The organism is Pseudomonas tehranensis, from assembly GCF_014268615.1.
GTDB lineage: Bacteria > Pseudomonadota > Gammaproteobacteria > Pseudomonadales > Pseudomonadaceae > Aquipseudomonas > Aquipseudomonas tehranensis.
Map to the genome: position 1 here is coordinate 1 of NZ_JABWQV010000111.1, position 15,007 is coordinate 15,007.

Annotated in this window: 17 protein-coding genes; 4 read left to right on the forward strand and 13 right to left on the reverse strand. The window is 59.1% G+C overall.

Going from position 1 to position 15,007, the window contains the following annotated elements; translation table 11 throughout:
- Positions 1–122: 122 nt before the first annotated feature.
- Positions 123–596 (reverse strand): bacterioferritin, encoded by a 474-nt coding sequence (gene bfr / locus HU811_RS16460; RefSeq protein ID WP_092393179.1) that lies wholly within the window; start codon positions 594–596, stop codon positions 123–125.
- A 199-nt stretch (positions 597–795) separates the two neighbouring features.
- Complete coding sequence (locus tag HU811_RS16465; protein ID WP_003178704.1) at positions 796–1,014, reverse strand: bacterioferritin-associated ferredoxin; 219 nt, start codon at positions 1,012–1,014, stop codon at positions 796–798.
- A gap of 304 nt (positions 1,015–1,318) precedes the next feature.
- On the opposite strand from HU811_RS16465, the gene HU811_RS16470 reads away from it, so the two are divergent.
- Positions 1,319–1,921, forward strand: coding sequence for a peroxiredoxin (locus HU811_RS16470; protein ID WP_092393176.1), 603 nt, complete (start codon positions 1,319–1,321; stop codon positions 1,919–1,921).
- Between the two features lie 202 nt (positions 1,922–2,123).
- Here HU811_RS16470 and rnt read toward each other — a convergent pair whose 3' ends face one another.
- Together rnt and pyrC are read right to left on the reverse strand one after the other, a co-directional pair.
- The gene (rnt, locus tag HU811_RS16475) at positions 2,124–2,801 is read right to left on the reverse strand and encodes a ribonuclease T (RefSeq protein WP_186656960.1); all 678 of its coding nucleotides are present in this window, start codon (positions 2,799–2,801) and stop codon (positions 2,124–2,126) included.
- Positions 2,798–3,844 carry a dihydroorotase gene (pyrC, locus tag HU811_RS16480; RefSeq protein ID WP_047227016.1) on the reverse strand — a complete coding sequence of 349 codons (1,047 nt, stop codon included), beginning with the start codon at positions 3,842–3,844 and terminating at the stop codon, positions 2,798–2,800. Before pyrC ends, rnt begins: the two co-directional genes overlap by 4 nt.
- Before the next feature lie 191 nt (positions 3,845–4,035).
- On the opposite strand from pyrC, the gene HU811_RS16485 reads away from it, so the two are divergent.
- A complete protein-coding gene (locus tag HU811_RS16485) occupies positions 4,036–4,998 on the forward strand; it encodes a flagellar protein MotY (protein ID WP_092393173.1) in 963 nt (320 codons plus the stop codon).
- A gap of 127 nt (positions 4,999–5,125) precedes the next feature.
- Positions 5,126–6,343: an argininosuccinate synthase gene (locus HU811_RS16490; protein WP_024779511.1), complete on the forward strand. Its 1,218-nt coding sequence runs from the start codon at positions 5,126–5,128 to the stop codon at positions 6,341–6,343.
- 101 nt (positions 6,344–6,444) lie between these two features.
- Here HU811_RS16490 and HU811_RS27460 read toward each other — a convergent pair whose 3' ends face one another.
- On the reverse strand, positions 6,445–6,945 hold the full coding sequence (locus tag HU811_RS27460) for a hypothetical protein (RefSeq protein ID WP_225248446.1): 501 nt from the start codon (positions 6,943–6,945) through the stop codon (positions 6,445–6,447).
- Between the two features lie 471 nt (positions 6,946–7,416).
- Here HU811_RS27460 and HU811_RS16500 point away from each other — a divergent pair, with 471 nt between their 5' ends.
- Entirely contained in the window at positions 7,417–8,043 is a 627-nt protein-coding gene (locus tag HU811_RS16500; RefSeq protein ID WP_047227014.1) for a response regulator transcription factor, read from the forward strand.
- Between the two features lie 56 nt (positions 8,044–8,099).
- Here HU811_RS16500 and HU811_RS16505 read toward each other — a convergent pair whose 3' ends face one another.
- The 8 genes from HU811_RS16505 to metG all read right to left on the reverse strand — a co-directional run bounded on the left by HU811_RS16505 (position 8,100) and on the right by metG (position 14,883).
- Positions 8,100–8,282 carry a PA3496 family putative envelope integrity protein gene (locus HU811_RS16505; protein WP_047227013.1) on the reverse strand — a complete coding sequence of 61 codons (183 nt, stop codon included), beginning with the start codon at positions 8,280–8,282 and terminating at the stop codon, positions 8,100–8,102.
- A 107-nt stretch (positions 8,283–8,389) separates the two neighbouring features.
- The gene (gene nth / locus HU811_RS16510; protein ID WP_092393164.1) at positions 8,390–9,028 is read right to left on the reverse strand and encodes an endonuclease III; all 639 of its coding nucleotides are present in this window, start codon (positions 9,026–9,028) and stop codon (positions 8,390–8,392) included.
- On the reverse strand, positions 9,025–9,558 hold the full coding sequence (locus HU811_RS16515; RefSeq protein ID WP_186656962.1) for an Rnf-Nqr domain containing protein: 534 nt from the start codon (positions 9,556–9,558) through the stop codon (positions 9,025–9,027). Before HU811_RS16515 ends, nth begins: the two co-directional genes overlap by 4 nt.
- On the reverse strand, positions 9,551–10,162 hold the full coding sequence (locus tag HU811_RS16520; protein WP_186656964.1) for an RnfABCDGE type electron transport complex subunit G: 612 nt from the start codon (positions 10,160–10,162) through the stop codon (positions 9,551–9,553). The genes HU811_RS16515 and HU811_RS16520 overlap by 8 nt, the downstream gene beginning before the upstream one ends.
- Positions 10,159–11,145 carry an RnfABCDGE type electron transport complex subunit D gene (locus tag HU811_RS16525; protein WP_186656965.1) on the reverse strand — a complete coding sequence of 329 codons (987 nt, stop codon included), beginning with the start codon at positions 11,143–11,145 and terminating at the stop codon, positions 10,159–10,161. Before HU811_RS16525 ends, HU811_RS16520 begins: the two co-directional genes overlap by 4 nt.
- The gene (gene rsxB / locus HU811_RS16530; protein ID WP_092393151.1) at positions 11,132–12,139 is read right to left on the reverse strand and encodes an electron transport complex subunit RsxB; all 1,008 of its coding nucleotides are present in this window, start codon (positions 12,137–12,139) and stop codon (positions 11,132–11,134) included. Before rsxB ends, HU811_RS16525 begins: the two co-directional genes overlap by 14 nt.
- Positions 12,136–12,708 carry an Rnf-Nqr domain containing protein gene (locus HU811_RS16535; protein ID WP_186656968.1) on the reverse strand — a complete coding sequence of 191 codons (573 nt, stop codon included), beginning with the start codon at positions 12,706–12,708 and terminating at the stop codon, positions 12,136–12,138. Before HU811_RS16535 ends, rsxB begins: the two co-directional genes overlap by 4 nt.
- Before the next feature lie 129 nt (positions 12,709–12,837).
- Entirely contained in the window at positions 12,838–14,883 is a 2,046-nt protein-coding gene (gene metG, locus HU811_RS16540) for a methionine--tRNA ligase (RefSeq protein WP_092393145.1), read from the reverse strand.
- Between the last annotated feature and the right edge of the window lie 124 nt (positions 14,884–15,007).

Here is a 15,007-nt window from a genome sequence, read left to right on the forward strand (position 1 = left end):
ACCGTATTCGCGAGCAAGCCCGCTCCCACAGTGGAATTTCGGTGGCTTGGGAATCCAGGCAATAAAAAGCCCCGCCTCTGGAAAGAGGGCGGGGCTTTTTATTGGCTCGCTTTTGGGGAAGGTTACTCTTCGCCCATCTGCGATTGCAGGTAGTTCTCAAGACCCACTTTATCGATCAGGCCCAGTTGGGTTTCCAGCCAGTCGATGTGTTCTTCCTCGGACTCGAGGATGTCTTCAAGCAGTTCGCGGCTGCCGAAGTCGCCAACGCTCTCGCAATGGGCGATAGCGACTTTCAGGTCGGCGTGGCCGGCGCGCTCGATGGTCAGGTCGCACTCGAGCATTTCCTGGGTGTGTTCGCCGATGTGCAGCTTGCCCAGGTCCTGAACGTTAGGCAGCCCTTCGAGAAACAGGATGCGCTTGATCAGCTTGTCCGCGTGTTTCATCTCGTCGATGGACTCGTGGTACTCGTGCTTGCCCAGCTTGTTCAGGCCCCAATCCTCATACATGCGCGCATGCAGGAAGTATTGGTTGATCGCGACCAGCTCATTGGCGAGGATCTTGTTGAGATGCTGGATGACTGTAACGTCGCCTTTCATGGTGAGGGCCTGCCCTGTAATAGCTGTGTATAAGGCTGAGTTTGAGCCGCGCACTGACGAGTGTCAAACCTAAGTTATTGAATAATAAATGAAAATTAATCGGAATAAGAATGTTTGTGTTCCGCGTCTAGAGGCTAAGCGCTTGATTTAAAGGCATAAAAAAACCGGACATTGAGCCCGGTTCTTCAAGAAGCTGAATTTAAGCGGCAGTAAATTCTACAGGATAGGGAATCGAGGCCTGGGCCGTTTGCACCTTGGCGAGGGTTTCGCGAACCACTTCCTTGGCCAGGCACGCACATTTGCCGCATTGGCTGGCTACGCCGGTGGCCTGGCGGACTTCGCGGTAGCTGCAGCAGCCTTCGTAGATCGCTTCGCGGATTTGTCCGTCGGTGACGCCAGTGCAGAGGCAAACATACATAAGTAAAAACCGTCGCTGGTTGTGACTCAATTGAGACGGATCTTAATGTTAACGAGAATGATTGTCAAAGTGGTTTCTGAAACCCTTGCGCCAGAGCTGACGAACGGTTTTTTTCCAAGGTCAACGAGGGGGCATGGATAGGGAAAGGAATTTTTGGACTCGCCGAAAAACCGTTGAAGACAGTCCAAATTCGCAGTGTATGATGGTCGGTCCTTACGCAGCGGGTTCGTGTCACAGGGCTGTCGCCTGAGGGTGGCAGGCTGGCCCGGACCTTGTTTTCACGTTATTCACCAGGAGATATCCAATGAGCGTACTCGTAGGCAAACAAGCCCCTGACTTCACCGTTCCAGCTGTTCTGGGCAACGGCGAAATCGTCGACAGCTTCACCCTGTCCTCGGCCATCAAAGGCAAATACGGCCTGGTGTTCTTCTACCCGCTGGACTTCACCTTCGTCTGCCCATCCGAGCTGATCGCGCTGGATCACCGTATGGACGACTTCAAGGCTCGCAACGTTGAAGTGGTTGCCGTTTCGATCGACTCGCACTTCACCCACAACGCCTGGCGCAACACGCCTATCAACGGTGGTGGTATCGGCCAGGTGAAATACACCATGGCTGCCGACATGAAGCACGAAATCGCCAAGGCCTATGATGTTGAGTCCGAAGGCGGCGTGGCCTTCCGTGGCGCGTTCCTGATCGACGACAAGGGCGTTGTCCGTTCGCAGATCATCAACGACCTGCCGCTGGGCCGTAACATGGAAGAGCTGATCCGTCTGGTCGACGCGCTGCAGTTCCACGAAGAGCACGGCGAAGTTTGCCCGGCCAACTGGAAGAAAGGCGACAAGGGCATGACCGCATCCCCTGAAGGCGTTGCCGCCTACCTGGGCGAGCACAGCGACAAGCTGTAAGCGCAACAGGCACAAAAAAACCGGCCCTCGATGGGCCGGTTTTTTTATGGGGAAGGATTTATCCCAATTGTTGAAAAACACCTGAAACAGCTGTGGGAGCAAAGCTTGCTCGCGATACAGACGCCTCGGTATCTCTGGGACACCGTGTCGTTTTCATCGCGGGCAAGCCTTGCTCCCACAGTCCTGATGCTTACTCAGCACATCAGTCGTCGAAATCCTGCCAGCCACCCATCTGCTTCCAACGATTGACGATGCCGCAGAACAACTCGGCGGTCTTCTCGGTGTCGTAGCGGGCCGAGTGGGCTTCACGACCATCAAAGTCGATGTCGGCCGCCTGGCAGGCCTTGGCCAATACGGTCTGGCCGTATGCCAAGCCGGCCAGGGTCGCGGTGTCGAAGCTGGAAAACGGATGGAACGGGTTGCGCTTCATGTCCAGGCGCGCAACGGCGGCATTGAGAAAGCCCAGGTCGAAGCTGCTGTTGTGGCCGACCAGGATCGCCCGTTTGCAGCCGTTGGCCTTCAACGCTTTGCGCACGCCTCGGAAAATGTCAGTCAGGGCTGTCTCTTCACTCACCGCCATGCGCAATGGGTGATCAAGCTTGATCCCGGTGAACTCCAGGGCTGCCGCCTCGATGTTGGCGCCTTCGAACGGTTCGACGCGGAAGAAATAGGTGTGATCAGGGAACACAAAACCTTTTTCGTCCATGCCAATGGTGGTCGCAGCGATTTCCAGCAGCGCATCGGTGGCGGAGTTGAAACCGCCGGTTTCTACGTCGACCACGACCGGCAGGTAGCCCCGGAAGCGGGCTGCCATGGGGTGACGGGCAGCGCCCGAACCACCGTTGCCGTCCAGCTCGTCGTCGAAATGATCTTCACTCACACACTTTCCTCCAGCAGGCGCCAGCGCAGTTTTTCACCGGCGCGCAGCGGGATAACAGTCAGCTCGCCAAAAGGCAGGCTGGCGGGGGCGGTCCACTCGTCGCGAACCAGGGTAATACGATCGGTGTTCACCGGCAGGCCATAGAAGCGCGGGCCGTGGAGGCTGGCAAAGCCTTCGAGTTTGTCCAGCGCATTGCGTTGTTCGAACGCCTCGGCATACATCTCGATGGCGGCATAGGCGGTGTAGCAGCCAGCGCAACCGCAGGCCGCTTCCTTGGCGTGCCGGGCATGGGGCGCCGAGTCCGTGCCGAGGAAAAACTTGGCACTGCCGCTGGTGGCAGCGTCGAGCAAGGCTTCTTGATGGGTGTTGCGCTTGAGGATCGGCAGGCAATAGAAGTGCGGCCGGATCCCGCCCACCAGCATATGGTTGCGGTTGTACAGCAGGTGATGCGCGGTAATGGTCGCGCCAACGTTCGCCGGGGCTTCGTTGACGAACTGCACGGCATCGCCGGTGGTGATGTGTTCGAACACCACCTTGAGCGTCGGGAAGCGCTCCACGACACGACGCATGTGCTCATCGATGAAGATTTTTTCGCGGTCGAACACGTCGACGTCGCCACGCGTGACTTCACCGTGGATCAGCAACGGCATGCCGACTTCGGCCATGGCCTCCAGCGCCGGGAAAATCTTGTCGATGCTGGTGACGCCGGAGTCCGAGTTGGTGGTGGCGCCGGCGGGGTACAGCTTGGCGGCATGGACGAAGCCGCTGGCCTTGGCCTCGCGTATTTCTTCGGGCTGTGTACGGTCGGTGAGGTAAAGCACCATCAGCGGTTCGAAACGGCTGCCGGCCGGGCGTGCGGCCAGGATTCGCTGGCGATAGCCGTCGGCCTCGATGGCGTTGCGCACGGGCGGAACCAGGTTCGGCATGATGATTGCGCGCCCGAAGGTGCGCGCGACATCGGCGACGGTATGGGTCAACACAGCACCATCGCGAAGATGAATATGCCAGTCGTCGGGACGCAGCAGGGTCAGGCGGTCGGACATTGGGGGGCTTCCAGGCGGGTCAAACTCTGGGGAATGCTACCGGAAAAGACCGATTCAGGCACCCGCTATCAAGTTCTGGCGCAAGTTACCGATAGCTCCTACAGGTGTGCCACGAATCCGTTGGGTGCCCCGGACAGGCGTCATACTCTCAACGTGTGTCGATCTTCGTATAAAAGCCATTGGAGCCTCCCGTGCGCCAGCGTTATTTAGCCTTGCTCAGTGTGTTTGCCAGCCTTCCCGCCATGGCGCTCACTTTCCAGACCCGTCTGGAGAGCATTGAGTGGACGGTCGAAGGCGACAAGTTCGAGTGCCGGCTGAGTCAGCCGGTCACCGATTTCGGCAGCGGCGAATTTGTGCGCCGGGCCGGCGAGCAGGCGATCTTCCGGCTCAAGTCCCATAACCCGATGCTCGGTGGCGGTTCGGCCATTCTGCTGGCGGCCGCCGCGCCTTGGCAGCCGGGACGGGGCGACATCAACCTGGGCTCGGTCAGGCTCGGCAGCGGCGATGTGCTGTTCAACAGCTCTCAGGTCCAGGCAGGCCGCTTGATCAGCGGACTGATGGAAGGGCGCAGCCCGGTGGTACGGCGTAACACTGGGGACGGGCGGGTTTCGGAAGTCCGGCTGCTGCCCGTGCGCTTCAACAAGGCCTTCAGTGATTACCAAGGCTGCGTGGCAAAACTGTTGCCGAAGAATTTCGAGCAGGTCAAGCAATCCCAGATCGGCTTTCCCGGCGAAGGCGTTGAGCTCGATGCCCGGGCCAAGGCTCAGTTGCAGGTGATGATCGACTTCATCAAAGCCGACCCGACCGTCAATCATGTCGAACTCGACGGTCACTCCGACAATAGCGGCAATCGATTGACCAATCGTGAGCTGTCTCGTCGCCGTGCCCTGGCGGTCCAGGACTTTTTCAAGGCCAACGGCTTTCAAGAGTCGCAGATCACCGTGCGGTTCCACGGCGAACGTTACCCCTTGGTGCCCAACACCAGTGCCGCCAACCGGGCCAAGAACCGTCGTGTGGCCGTGCGTCTGGAGCGTGTGGCGGTGCCTGAAGCGCCGGCACCGCAGGCTACACCCGCCGCGCCCCCTGCCAAGGTTCCGGCGCCGAACGCGACACCGGCCAAGCCCACTGCAGCCACCGCAGCGCGAACCTCCTGACCTGTGAGGATCGTCGCGCGGTCGACATAATCTGTCGCTTCGTCGTCATAAGCTGTCGCGCCCCTGTAAATTATCCGCGCTGGACGTTAAACTTCCCGGCTTTCCGTACAACCCGTGGAGTGATGGCATGGCGGACGTAAACAAGGTCGTTCTGGCGTATTCCGGCGGCCTGGACACTTCGGTGATCCTCAAGTGGCTGCAGGACACTTATAACTGTGAAGTGGTGACCTTCACCGCTGACCTGGGGCAGGGCGAAGAAGTCGAGCCTGCACGCGCCAAGGCTCAGGCCATGGGCGTCAAAGAGATCTACATCGATGACCTGCGCGAAGAGTTCGTCCGTGACTTCGTGTTCCCGATGTTCCGCGCCAACACTGTTTACGAAGGCGAGTACCTGCTGGGTACCTCCATCGCCCGTCCGCTGATCGCCAAGCGCCTGATCGAAATCGCCAACGAAACCGGTGCCGACGCCATTTCCCACGGTGCCACCGGCAAGGGCAACGATCAGGTGCGTTTCGAACTCGGTGCCTATGCCCTCAAGCCCGGCGTGAAAGTCATCGCACCGTGGCGCGAGTGGGATTTGCTGTCCCGTGAAAAGCTGATGGACTACGCCGAGAAGCACGCCATCCCGATCGAGCGCCACGGTAAGAAGAAATCCCCGTACTCGATGGATGCCAACCTGCTGCACATTTCCTATGAAGGCGGCGTGCTGGAAGACACCTGGACCGAGCACGAAGAAGACATGTGGCGCTGGACCGTCTCCCCGGAGAAGGCTCCTGACACCCCGCAATACCTGGAGCTGACCTATCGCAACGGCGATATCGTCGCGCTGGACGGCGTGGAAATGAGCCCGGCCACCGTGTTGGCGACCCTGAACCGTATCGGTGGCGAACACGGCATCGGTCGTCTGGACATCGTCGAGAACCGTTATGTCGGCATGAAGTCCCGCGGCTGCTACGAGACCCCGGGCGGCACCATCATGCTGCGTGCTCACCGTGCGATCGAGTCGATCACCCTGGACCGCGAAGTCGCTCACCTCAAAGACGAGTTGATGCCCAAGTACGCCAGCCTGATCTACACCGGTTACTGGTGGAGCCCGGAGCGCCTGATGCTGCAACAGATGATCGATGCCTCCCAGGTCAACGTGAATGGCGTCGTGCGCCTGAAACTGTACAAGGGCAATGTCATCGTCACCGGGCGCAAGTCTGACGACTCCCTGTTCGATGCCAACATCGCGACTTTCGAAGAGGACGGTGGCGCTTACAACCAGGCCGACGCTGCTGGTTTCATCAAGCTCAACGCCCTGCGCATGCGCATCGCGGCGAACAAGGGTCGCAAGCTGTTCTGATCCTTGCTCCATGAAAACGGCCTGCCATGTGCAGGCCGTTTTTTTTGGGGGGACCCTTTCCCCTGTGCTGCGCATTCGTTGTGGCGCTGTCTCCTGACCGCTCATCCATCCTGTCTGTCCGCTAAAGCTTCAGTGCTGTCGCAGCGGCCAATGAGGTAGACGACGATTCGTGTGCGTTCTGCGGCCTGTTTTGCGCGTTTGGATCGATTGCCCTCGGCCAAGCCTTCCGGTGGCCGGGGGATAACCAGAATGACCAGTCGTTGCTGTTTTTTTTGTGGATGAACAGTTATCAGCCATCCTTTGCCCTTGGTCGCCCTGCGGGAAAGCCGTTCGCGCCGACAGCTCGAATCATCCATGATTTTCATGAAGTGTTTGCTCTTGCGAAAATCAGAGGGCGAATATAACGAGCGATAGTTAAAGTTCAGGGTGATGAAAAAAAGAAATAATAGATAGAACGGAAAGCTGATCAGAAACCAAAGATAGTATTCACGGTCCTGATCGTCGAGGAAAGGCAGGGAGATGGCTGCCGAAGTCTCGGACAAAGTTGCGAATATAGCGATTAGTGTCATGGGGTTGGTGATGATTTTTGACGGTTTGTTCATGGTGGATGCTCATAACGTATTCAGACTCGGTGATTGCATTAGAAGGGTGTGAGTAATTGATAAGTTTGCGGTGAAGGTGTTGAACGTGGTGTCTCCTCATAAAAGGGATTGAATAAATTTCGCTTATTCTTTATGTGAATTCAAATCTATTTAAATAAAATCATTGTGGTTGTGTTGGTAAATAATTCAGTTACTTTTTATGAGGCGAGTGTTTTTTCGCTATTTGCGGACGGGGGTGGATGCAGAAAAAATCGCTTGTTTAGAGGGGGTACGGGTTGCCGGATGCATCCATTTGCCTCTGTAAACAAATTTATGGCGCATTATTTCCAAGGGGATTTGTAGGATTTTTCTGTATCGCTTGTAGGTTGCGTCTCTCGGTGCGAGCGGTCAGGGGGGGCGGCATGCCAAGGTAGAATTGACTAGGCTATTGTGCGTGCTCTAAAAATTCGAACAGCGAAGTTGGATTTGCCCATGAATAAAGTGCTGATCGTGGATGATCATCCCGTCATTCGTCTTGCTGTACGTTTGCTAATGGAGCGTCATGGATATGAAGTTATTGCTGAAACCGATAATGGCGTCGATGCGTTGCAACTTTCCCGTGAACTTATGCCTGATATCGTTATTCTGGATATCGGCATTCCGAAACTGGATGGATTGGAGGTCATCGCACGCCTGACCGCCAACCCTTCACCTTTGAAAGTTCTGGTGCTGACTTCCCAAGCACCTGGGCATTTTTCGATGCGCTGCATGCAGACGGGCGCAGCCGGTTATGTGTGCAAGCAGCAGGACCTCACCGAGTTACTCAGTGCAATCAAGGCGGTGCTGTCGGGGTACAGTTATTTCCCCAATCAGGCGCTGCATACGGTGCGTTCGAGTCTGGGTAACGCAAGCGAGTCCGATATGGTCGATCGACTGTCCGGGCGAGAGATGATGGTCTTGCAGCAACTGGCTCGCGGAAAGACCAACAAGGAAATTGCCGATGGGATGTTCTTGAGCAACAAGACCGTCAGTACCTACAAGACACGCTTGTTGTTGAAGCTCAATGCCCGCTCGCTGGTTGATCTGATCGAACTGGCCCAGCGTAACGGGTTAGTGTGAGTTTTTCCGGCTGCGCGTACTCAGTAAAAAGCCTCCATTCGGGAGGCTTTTACGTGTCAGAGGTCAAAGTCGTAATCGGCCAGTTGTTTCTGCAAGCGGCGCTCTTCCAGCAGATTATCAATCGTGCGACGTTTGCTCAGATTGGTTTTCGCTGTTTCGACGACCACAGGTTCCACATCGTCGGCCTCAACGGCGATGAAATCGTCTTCTACATCCAGTTGTTCTTTGTCAGCACTCATGGGATCGACTCCAGGCTTAAACTGCCATTGGCGCTCCTTATATCGATAAACCACGGGCGGGTAAAAAAGATTTTTTCAATCGACAAATCAATAAAAGCAATAGCGCCTCAATCGTCGGAGGTCTTGTGCTTGTATTCGCACAAATCCTCGATTCGGCAGCTGCCACAGCGGGGCTTGCGCGCCAGGCAGACGTAACGTCCGTGAAGGATGAGCCAGTGATGGGAATCGAGTAGAAACTCCTTGGGTACGAATTTCATCAGCTTTTTCTCCACCTCCACCACGTTTTTGCCTGGCGCCAGCCCGGTGCGGTTGCTGACACGGAAAATGTGCGTGTCGACCGCCATGGTCAGTTGGCGAAACGCGGTGTTGAGCACCACATTGGCGGTTTTGCGACCGACCCCTGGAAGCGCTTCCAGCGCTTCGCGAGTCTGTGGGACTTCGCCGTCGTGACGCTCGATCAGCAGGCGGCAAGTCTCGATCACGTTTTTTGCCTTGCTGTTGAACAGGCCGATGGTCTTGATGTACTCGGACAGCCCTTCGACGCCCAGCGCGTGGATCGCCTGCGGCGTGTTGGCCACCGGGAACAGCTTGGCCGTGGCCTTGTTGACGCCGACGTCGGTGGACTGGGCCGATAGAATCACCGCGATCAACAGTTCGAACGGCGAGCTGTAGGCCAATTCAGTCTTCGGTTCCGGGTTGTCTTCGTGCAAGCGACGGAATATTTCCAGGCGTTTTGCGGCGTTCATGGGCGCGGCGTTTCCTCGATCGTTGAAGGGGGGCGGGCGCTCGTCCAGGCTTGACGCGCTGCCAGCAGCAGGCCGAGCAGAATAAATCCGCCAGGGGCGAGCAAGGCCAGTGGTATTACGTTGCCAATCAGCTCGCGCAGGGCGCCCAATGCAATCATCAGCAGGCCGAACAGACCCGCCAGCCGGAGACGCTCGGGCAGGCGCGAGCCGGCGAAGACGTCGTCATGCTCCAGCGCCACGCAGCTCAAAGCGATCCAGCCAATGTAAAGGCTCAGCGACTGATACGTCTGCAGTGCCCAGGCCTGCGCTACCAGACTTGCGCAAGCCGTCAGGGTGGCGGCCAGCACAATGGAGGCGAGCAGTCGCTGAGGCGCTGTCAGGTGGGACCGTAACAGCCCCATGGTCAAACCATGGCCGGCACTGATCAGTGCCCAGGCCAGCCATAAGCCCAGCGCGTTTACCAGCGAATCGCTGGCGCCGACCAAGGGGACGAGCAGCAGGCCGCGGGTCAGGACCAATGGCTTATTCATCAATGATCACTCCGGTCAGTTGAGCCTTATGCTCGTCGAAGTACCGCAGTGCATCGTGAACAGCCTGCAGGACTGATCGGGACGTGACGGTCGCGCCAGCCAGTTGATCGAACTGCCCCTGATCCTTTTTCAGCGCCCAGCTGCTGTCGGTGGGAGCCTGGAGCGACTTACCATTGAAGGTTTGCAGCCAGGGGTTTGGCCAGTCAGCGATGGCCGCGCCCAGGCCGGGCGTTTCCGACTGGCGCAGGGTTTTCACGCCCAGCAACCGCCCCTGCGGGTCGATAGCGACCAGCAATTGGATGCTGCCTTCATAGCCCAGTGCCTGGCTGTGTAGCAACACCGCGCTGGGCAGGCCGGCGCGAGTCGCCAGGTATCCGCCCAGCAGCGTGCTATGGGCCAAGGTCACGGGGGGCGTTACGACAGGTTGCGCCAATGGCTGATTGTCGTATCGGTCGGTCGGTAGCACGTCGAGCAAGGTTCTGTTCGCAAGGTCTTGTTGCTGACCTTTGATGCGCCCTGCGGTGCTGAGCTGAGTCAGGTAAGTGGCCCCAATGCCGAGACCAATCAGCAAAGCCAGGATGGCACCACCACGGTAGTTTTTCATAGGGGCTGCGGCCTGTGTCGCGCTTCGGCGAAGCGCTCCAGCGCGGGCACGCCGAGGTTCATCAGCAGCACCGCAAACGCCACGCCGTCCGGGTAACCACCCCAGGCCCGGATCAGGTAAATCAGCAGTCCCACGCCTGCGCCAAACAGCAGGCGAGCGAGGGGCGCTTTGGCGCCCGAGACCGGTTCGGTCACGATAAAAAATGCACCCAGCATGGTGGCGCCCGTGAGCAGATGAAACAACGGCGAGCCATTGGAGTCGGAGCCCGATCCGTTCCAGCACAACAGGCTGATGATGAACAGGCCGGCGAGCATGCCTACCGGCGCGTGCCAACTGAACACCCGTTGTTGCAGCAGGAACAGGCCGCCGGCCAGAAACGCCAGGTTGACCCACTCGACGCCGCGCCCACCCCAGCGTCCGAACGCTGGGTGGGCGGCGAATAGCTCATCGATGGTCAGGCTTTTGTTGATTCGCAGGCTGTCCAGGGCCGTTGCTCCTGCCCATCCATCAGGCCCAGGGTAAACCCCGAACACCTGTTGCAGGCCGTCGGACAGGCTCATGCCGTGAAGTGCAGGCCATTGATTGAGTTGCTGGGGAAACGCGATGAGCACCAAGGCGTAGCCGAGCATCGCGGGGTTGAATGGATTATTGCCGACACCGCCCCACAGGTGCTTGCCGAACAGCAAGGCGCAAGCCGTGGCTGTGACGGTCAGCCACCAGGGGCAATATGCCGGCAAGGCCAGCGCCAACAGCGTGGCGCTCACCAGCGCGCTGCCATCGTTGAGTGCGGGTTTGAGCGGCCGGCGCCTTAAGCGTAGCGCCAGTGCTTCGACGGCCAGTGCGCTAGGGCCCGCCAGTAACAGGTTGAATACCACGCCCCAGCCATAAAACCAGGTCAACGCCAGAATGCCGGGCAATGTCGCCAGTAGCACCCGCAGCATCGCCTGGCGCAGCCGTTCGTCCATGGGCTCAGGGAGCGACATGAGCATCCACCTGGCGTTCGGCGTCTTTCACCGCTTGCTCCAAGGACTCTACTTGTTCATCCGGCGCCCCTGCGGCCCTGGCCTTGCTGAGTTCGGCGCGACGCATCGCCAATTGGATCTTGGCCCGCTTCAGCTCAGCACTTTGAGTGGGGGCGGGGGTTGAAACAGTGGGCTGTACTGTCCCTTCCAACTGCATCAAGGCTTGTTGCGCTGCTTCGAACTGGCGCTGTAGCACGATCAATTGCGACTGTTGTTCGAAGGTCGGCGGGTGGCCGAATGCTTTCAAGGATTTGTTCAACTGAGCCCGGCTCATCGCCAGGTCGATCTTGGCTTTTTTCAAGGCCGCATCGGCGTTGGCGGCTTTTTGCGCACGTACCCGCTCCAGTGCCGCTTGCACCGGATCGACGGACTGGATTTGGGCCTGGGAGGCGCGCTGTGTACGGGCCAGGCGCTCAGCCAGACGCTGCTCCTCTTCCCGGCGCAGCCGTGCGTTGCGCTGTTCGAAGCGCCGCCGGGCATGATCGCGCTTGGCGGTGCGCGCCTGCTGTTCTTCGATGCTGGAGGCCAGGCCGCCAACCACCGGCACCACGGTTGCCGTGGGCAATGGGTGCATTTCGATGCAATCGACCGGGCAGGGCGCCACACAAAGATCGCAGCCTGTGCATTCGTCGACCAGGACGGTGTGCATCAGCTTCGCCGCACCGACAATCGCATCTACCGGGCAGGCCTGGATGCACTTGGTGCAGCCGATGCATTCGGCTTCGCGAATAAAGGCGATCTGCGCCGGGGCTGAACCACGGCTGGTATCCAGCTCAAGCACAGGTACTTTCATCAGCTCGGCCAGGGCCGCAATGGTTTCACGGCCACCGGGCGGACACTTGTTGATCGGTTCGCCCTGGGCAATACCTTCGGCGTAGGGCTTGCACCCCGGGTGGCCGCACTTGCCGCATTGGGTCTGCGGCAGCAGGGCGTCGATACGTTGAATCAGACTCATGCTTTGACCAGCCCGCGCAATCCAAGAAATGCCACCGCCATGAGCCCTGCGCCGATCAGCTGGATCGGCAGGCCACGAAAGGGCCTGGGGATATCGTTATCGAAGGTGCGCTGACGCAAATCGTCGAACAGGCTCAACACCAGCCAGAAACCCAGGCCGGCGCCCAGGCTCGCGGCGACGGCGAGGCCCAGGCCGTGGTCATCCCGGCTGTTGAGCAGCGTGATGCCCAGTATGCCGGCATTGCCCAGCAGCAGTGGCCACAAACCATCGAAAGGCAGCTTCGGCAGCCAGCGCCCCAGCCAGTGCAGCAACGGCGCAATCAGCAACACGCTCAAGGACAGCCATGCAAACAGGCGCAGCGAGGTCAGATTGGCCGGAACCAGCAGCCAATGATCGATCAGATAACCCAGGGTGCCGACCATCAGCATCAGGCATGTCGTCGCCAGGCCCAGGGCGTGGACTTGCCTTCTTCCATTGGCCGCCAGCAGCGGATTGACGCCCAGCGGCCAATGCAACACGAGGTTGTTGATCAAGGCGGCGCTGAACAGCGTAAGGACGATTTCGGTCATGGGGTGCTGGAACAAGAACCTGTCTTTAGAGGTTAGGCATTATCCGGCACACCGTCAGGGTGGGCCAGATATGAAAATCCCACAGCCGCCTGCCGGGCGACTGTGGGATCGGTACAGCACCGGGTTGCGTTATTTAATCCGCTGGCCCGGCTTGGCGCCGCTATCGGGGCTCAGCAGGTAGATTTCTTCACCGCCGGGGCCTGCCGCCATCACCATGCCTTCGGAGATGCCGAAACGCATTTTGCGAGGCTTGAGGTTGGCGATCATCATCGTCAGCCGGCCTTCGAGCTTGGCCGGGTCCGGATAGGCGCTCTTGATGCCGGAGAACACGTTGCGTTGCTCATCGCCGATGTCCAGCGTCAGGCGCAGCAGCTTATCGGCGCCTTCCACGGCTTCAGCCTTGAGAATCAGCGCCACGCGCAGGTCGATGGCGGCAAAGGCGTCGAAATCGATCTCCGGCGACAGCGGGTCCTTGGCCAGTTCGCCATTGCCGGCAGGGGCGCCGGTGTCGGTCTGGCTGGCGGCCAGGTCTTCTTTCGAAGCGTCGGTCATGGCTTGCACCTTGGTGGCATCAATGCGAGTCATCAGCGGCTTGAACTCGTTCAGTTGATGGTTGCTCAGCAGCGTCCGGTGGTCGTCCCAGGTCAGCGGCGCGACGTTCAGGAACGCCTCGGCGTCGGCGGCCAGCAGCGGCAGCACCGGCTTGAGGAAGATCACCAGTTGGCGGAACAGATTGATACCCAGGGCGCAGATCGCCTGGACTTCGTCCTGCTTGCCTTCCTGTTTGTTCAGTGACCACGGTGCCTTGTCGGCGATCCAGGCATTGGCGCGGTCGGCCAGGGCCATGATCTCGCGCATCGCACGGGCAAAGTCACGGGCCTCGTAGGCATCGGCGATGCTCGGTGCCGCCGCCAGGAAGGCCTCGGTCAGCTCCGGCGCGGCGTTACCGGCCACCAGTACACCGGCGTTGCCTTTGTGGATGAAGCCCGCGCAACGGCTGGCGATATTGACCACCTTGCCCACCAGGTCGGAGTTGACCTTCTGCACGAAATCTTCAAGGTTCAGGTCCAGGTCGTCCACGCCACGGCCGAGCTTGGCCGCGTAGTAGTAGCGCAGGTATTCCGGCGACAGGTGATCCAGATAGGTGCGGGCCTTGATGAAGGTGCCACGGGACTTGGACATTTTCTGGCCGTTGACGGTCAGGTAGCCGTGGACGTTGATGCCGGTCGGCTTGCGGAAACCGGCGCCCTCGAGCATGGCGGGCCAGAACAACGCATGGAAGTTGACGATGTCCTTGCCGATGAAGTGATACACCTCGGCCGTGGAGTCCTTGCCCCAGAACGCGTCGAAGTCCAGCTCAGGCGTACGGTCGCAAAGGTTCTTGAAGCTCGCCATGTAGCCGATGGGTGCATCCAGCCACACGTAGAAATACTTGCCGGGCTCGCCGGGGATTTCGAAGCCGAAGTACGGCGCATCGCGGGAAATGTCCCACTCTTGCAGGCCGGAGTCGAGCCATTCGGCGAGCTTGTTGGCCACCGCGTCGTGCAACGTGCCGCTGCGCGTCCAGGTTTGCAGCATCTGCTGGAAATCCGGCAGCTTGAAGAAGAAGTGCTGGGAGTCCCTGAGCACCGGGGTGGCGCCGGAAATCGCCGATTTCGGGTCTTTCAGGTCGGTCGGTGCGTAGGTGGCGCCGCATTTTTCGCAGTTGTCGCCGTACTGATCCTCGGTGCCGCATTTAGGGCAGGTGCCCTTGATGAAGCGGTCGGCCAGGAACATGTTCTTTTCCGGGTCGAAGTACTGGGTGACCGAACGGGTCGCGATGTGCCCAGCGTCACGCAGTTTCAGGTAGATCTGGCTCGACAGCTCACGGTTTTCTTCGGAGTGGGTGGAGTGGAAGTTGTCGAAGTCCACCAGGAAGTCGGCAAAGTCGGCACTGTGTTCAGCCTGGACGTTGGCGATCAGTTGTTCCGGGGTGATGCCTTCCTTTTCCGCACGCAGCATGATGGCCGAACCGTGGGCGTCGTCGGCGCAGACATAGATGCAGTGGTTGCCGCGATGTTTCTGGAAGCGCGTCCACATATCGGTCTGGATGTATTCCAGCATATGGCCGAGGTGAATCGAACCATTGGCATAGGGCAGGGCGCTGGTGACGAGGATCTTGCGTGGCTCGGACATGGGGCTCGGCTACTTGATGAAACGGAGGTCGGCCACTATAAAGCGCCGGCAGCTTTTTTTCACCCTGTGAGCCTGTTTCCGGATGCTGGCGGGACTTCTGTGGCGAGGGAGCTTGCTCCCGCTG

Excerpts from the sequence above, each read along its gene's own strand:
- bfr (WP_092393179.1), bottom strand. The coding sequence starts at position 596 with ATGAAAGGCGACGTTACAGTCATCCAGCATCTCAACAAGATCCTCGCC.
- HU811_RS16465 (WP_003178704.1), bottom strand. The coding sequence starts at position 1,014 with ATGTATGTTTGCCTCTGCACTGGCGTCACCGACGGACAAATCCGCGAA.
- HU811_RS16470 (WP_092393176.1), top strand. The coding sequence starts at position 1,319 with ATGAGCGTACTCGTAGGCAAACAAGCCCCTGACTTCACCGTTCCAGCT.
- pyrC (WP_047227016.1), bottom strand. The coding sequence starts at position 3,844 with ATGTCCGACCGCCTGACCCTGCTGCGTCCCGACGACTGGCATATTCAT.
- HU811_RS16490 (WP_024779511.1), top strand. The coding sequence starts at position 5,126 with ATGGCGGACGTAAACAAGGTCGTTCTGGCGTATTCCGGCGGCCTGGAC.
- HU811_RS27460 (WP_225248446.1), bottom strand. The coding sequence starts at position 6,945 with ATGAACAAACCGTCAAAAATCATCACCAACCCCATGACACTAATCGCT.
- HU811_RS16500 (WP_047227014.1), top strand. The coding sequence starts at position 7,417 with ATGAATAAAGTGCTGATCGTGGATGATCATCCCGTCATTCGTCTTGCT.
- HU811_RS16505 (WP_047227013.1), bottom strand. The coding sequence starts at position 8,282 with ATGAGTGCTGACAAAGAACAACTGGATGTAGAAGACGATTTCATCGCC.
- nth (WP_092393164.1), bottom strand. The coding sequence starts at position 9,028 with ATGAACGCCGCAAAACGCCTGGAAATATTCCGTCGCTTGCACGAAGAC.
- HU811_RS16515 (WP_186656962.1), bottom strand. The coding sequence starts at position 9,558 with ATGAATAAGCCATTGGTCCTGACCCGCGGCCTGCTGCTCGTCCCCTTG.
- HU811_RS16520 (WP_186656964.1), bottom strand. The coding sequence starts at position 10,162 with ATGAAAAACTACCGTGGTGGTGCCATCCTGGCTTTGCTGATTGGTCTC.
- HU811_RS16525 (WP_186656965.1), bottom strand. The coding sequence starts at position 11,145 with ATGTCGCTCCCTGAGCCCATGGACGAACGGCTGCGCCAGGCGATGCTG.
- rsxB (WP_092393151.1), bottom strand. The coding sequence starts at position 12,139 with ATGAGTCTGATTCAACGTATCGACGCCCTGCTGCCGCAGACCCAATGC.
- HU811_RS16535 (WP_186656968.1), bottom strand. The coding sequence starts at position 12,708 with ATGACCGAAATCGTCCTTACGCTGTTCAGCGCCGCCTTGATCAACAAC.
- metG (WP_092393145.1), bottom strand. The coding sequence starts at position 14,883 with ATGTCCGAGCCACGCAAGATCCTCGTCACCAGCGCCCTGCCCTATGCC.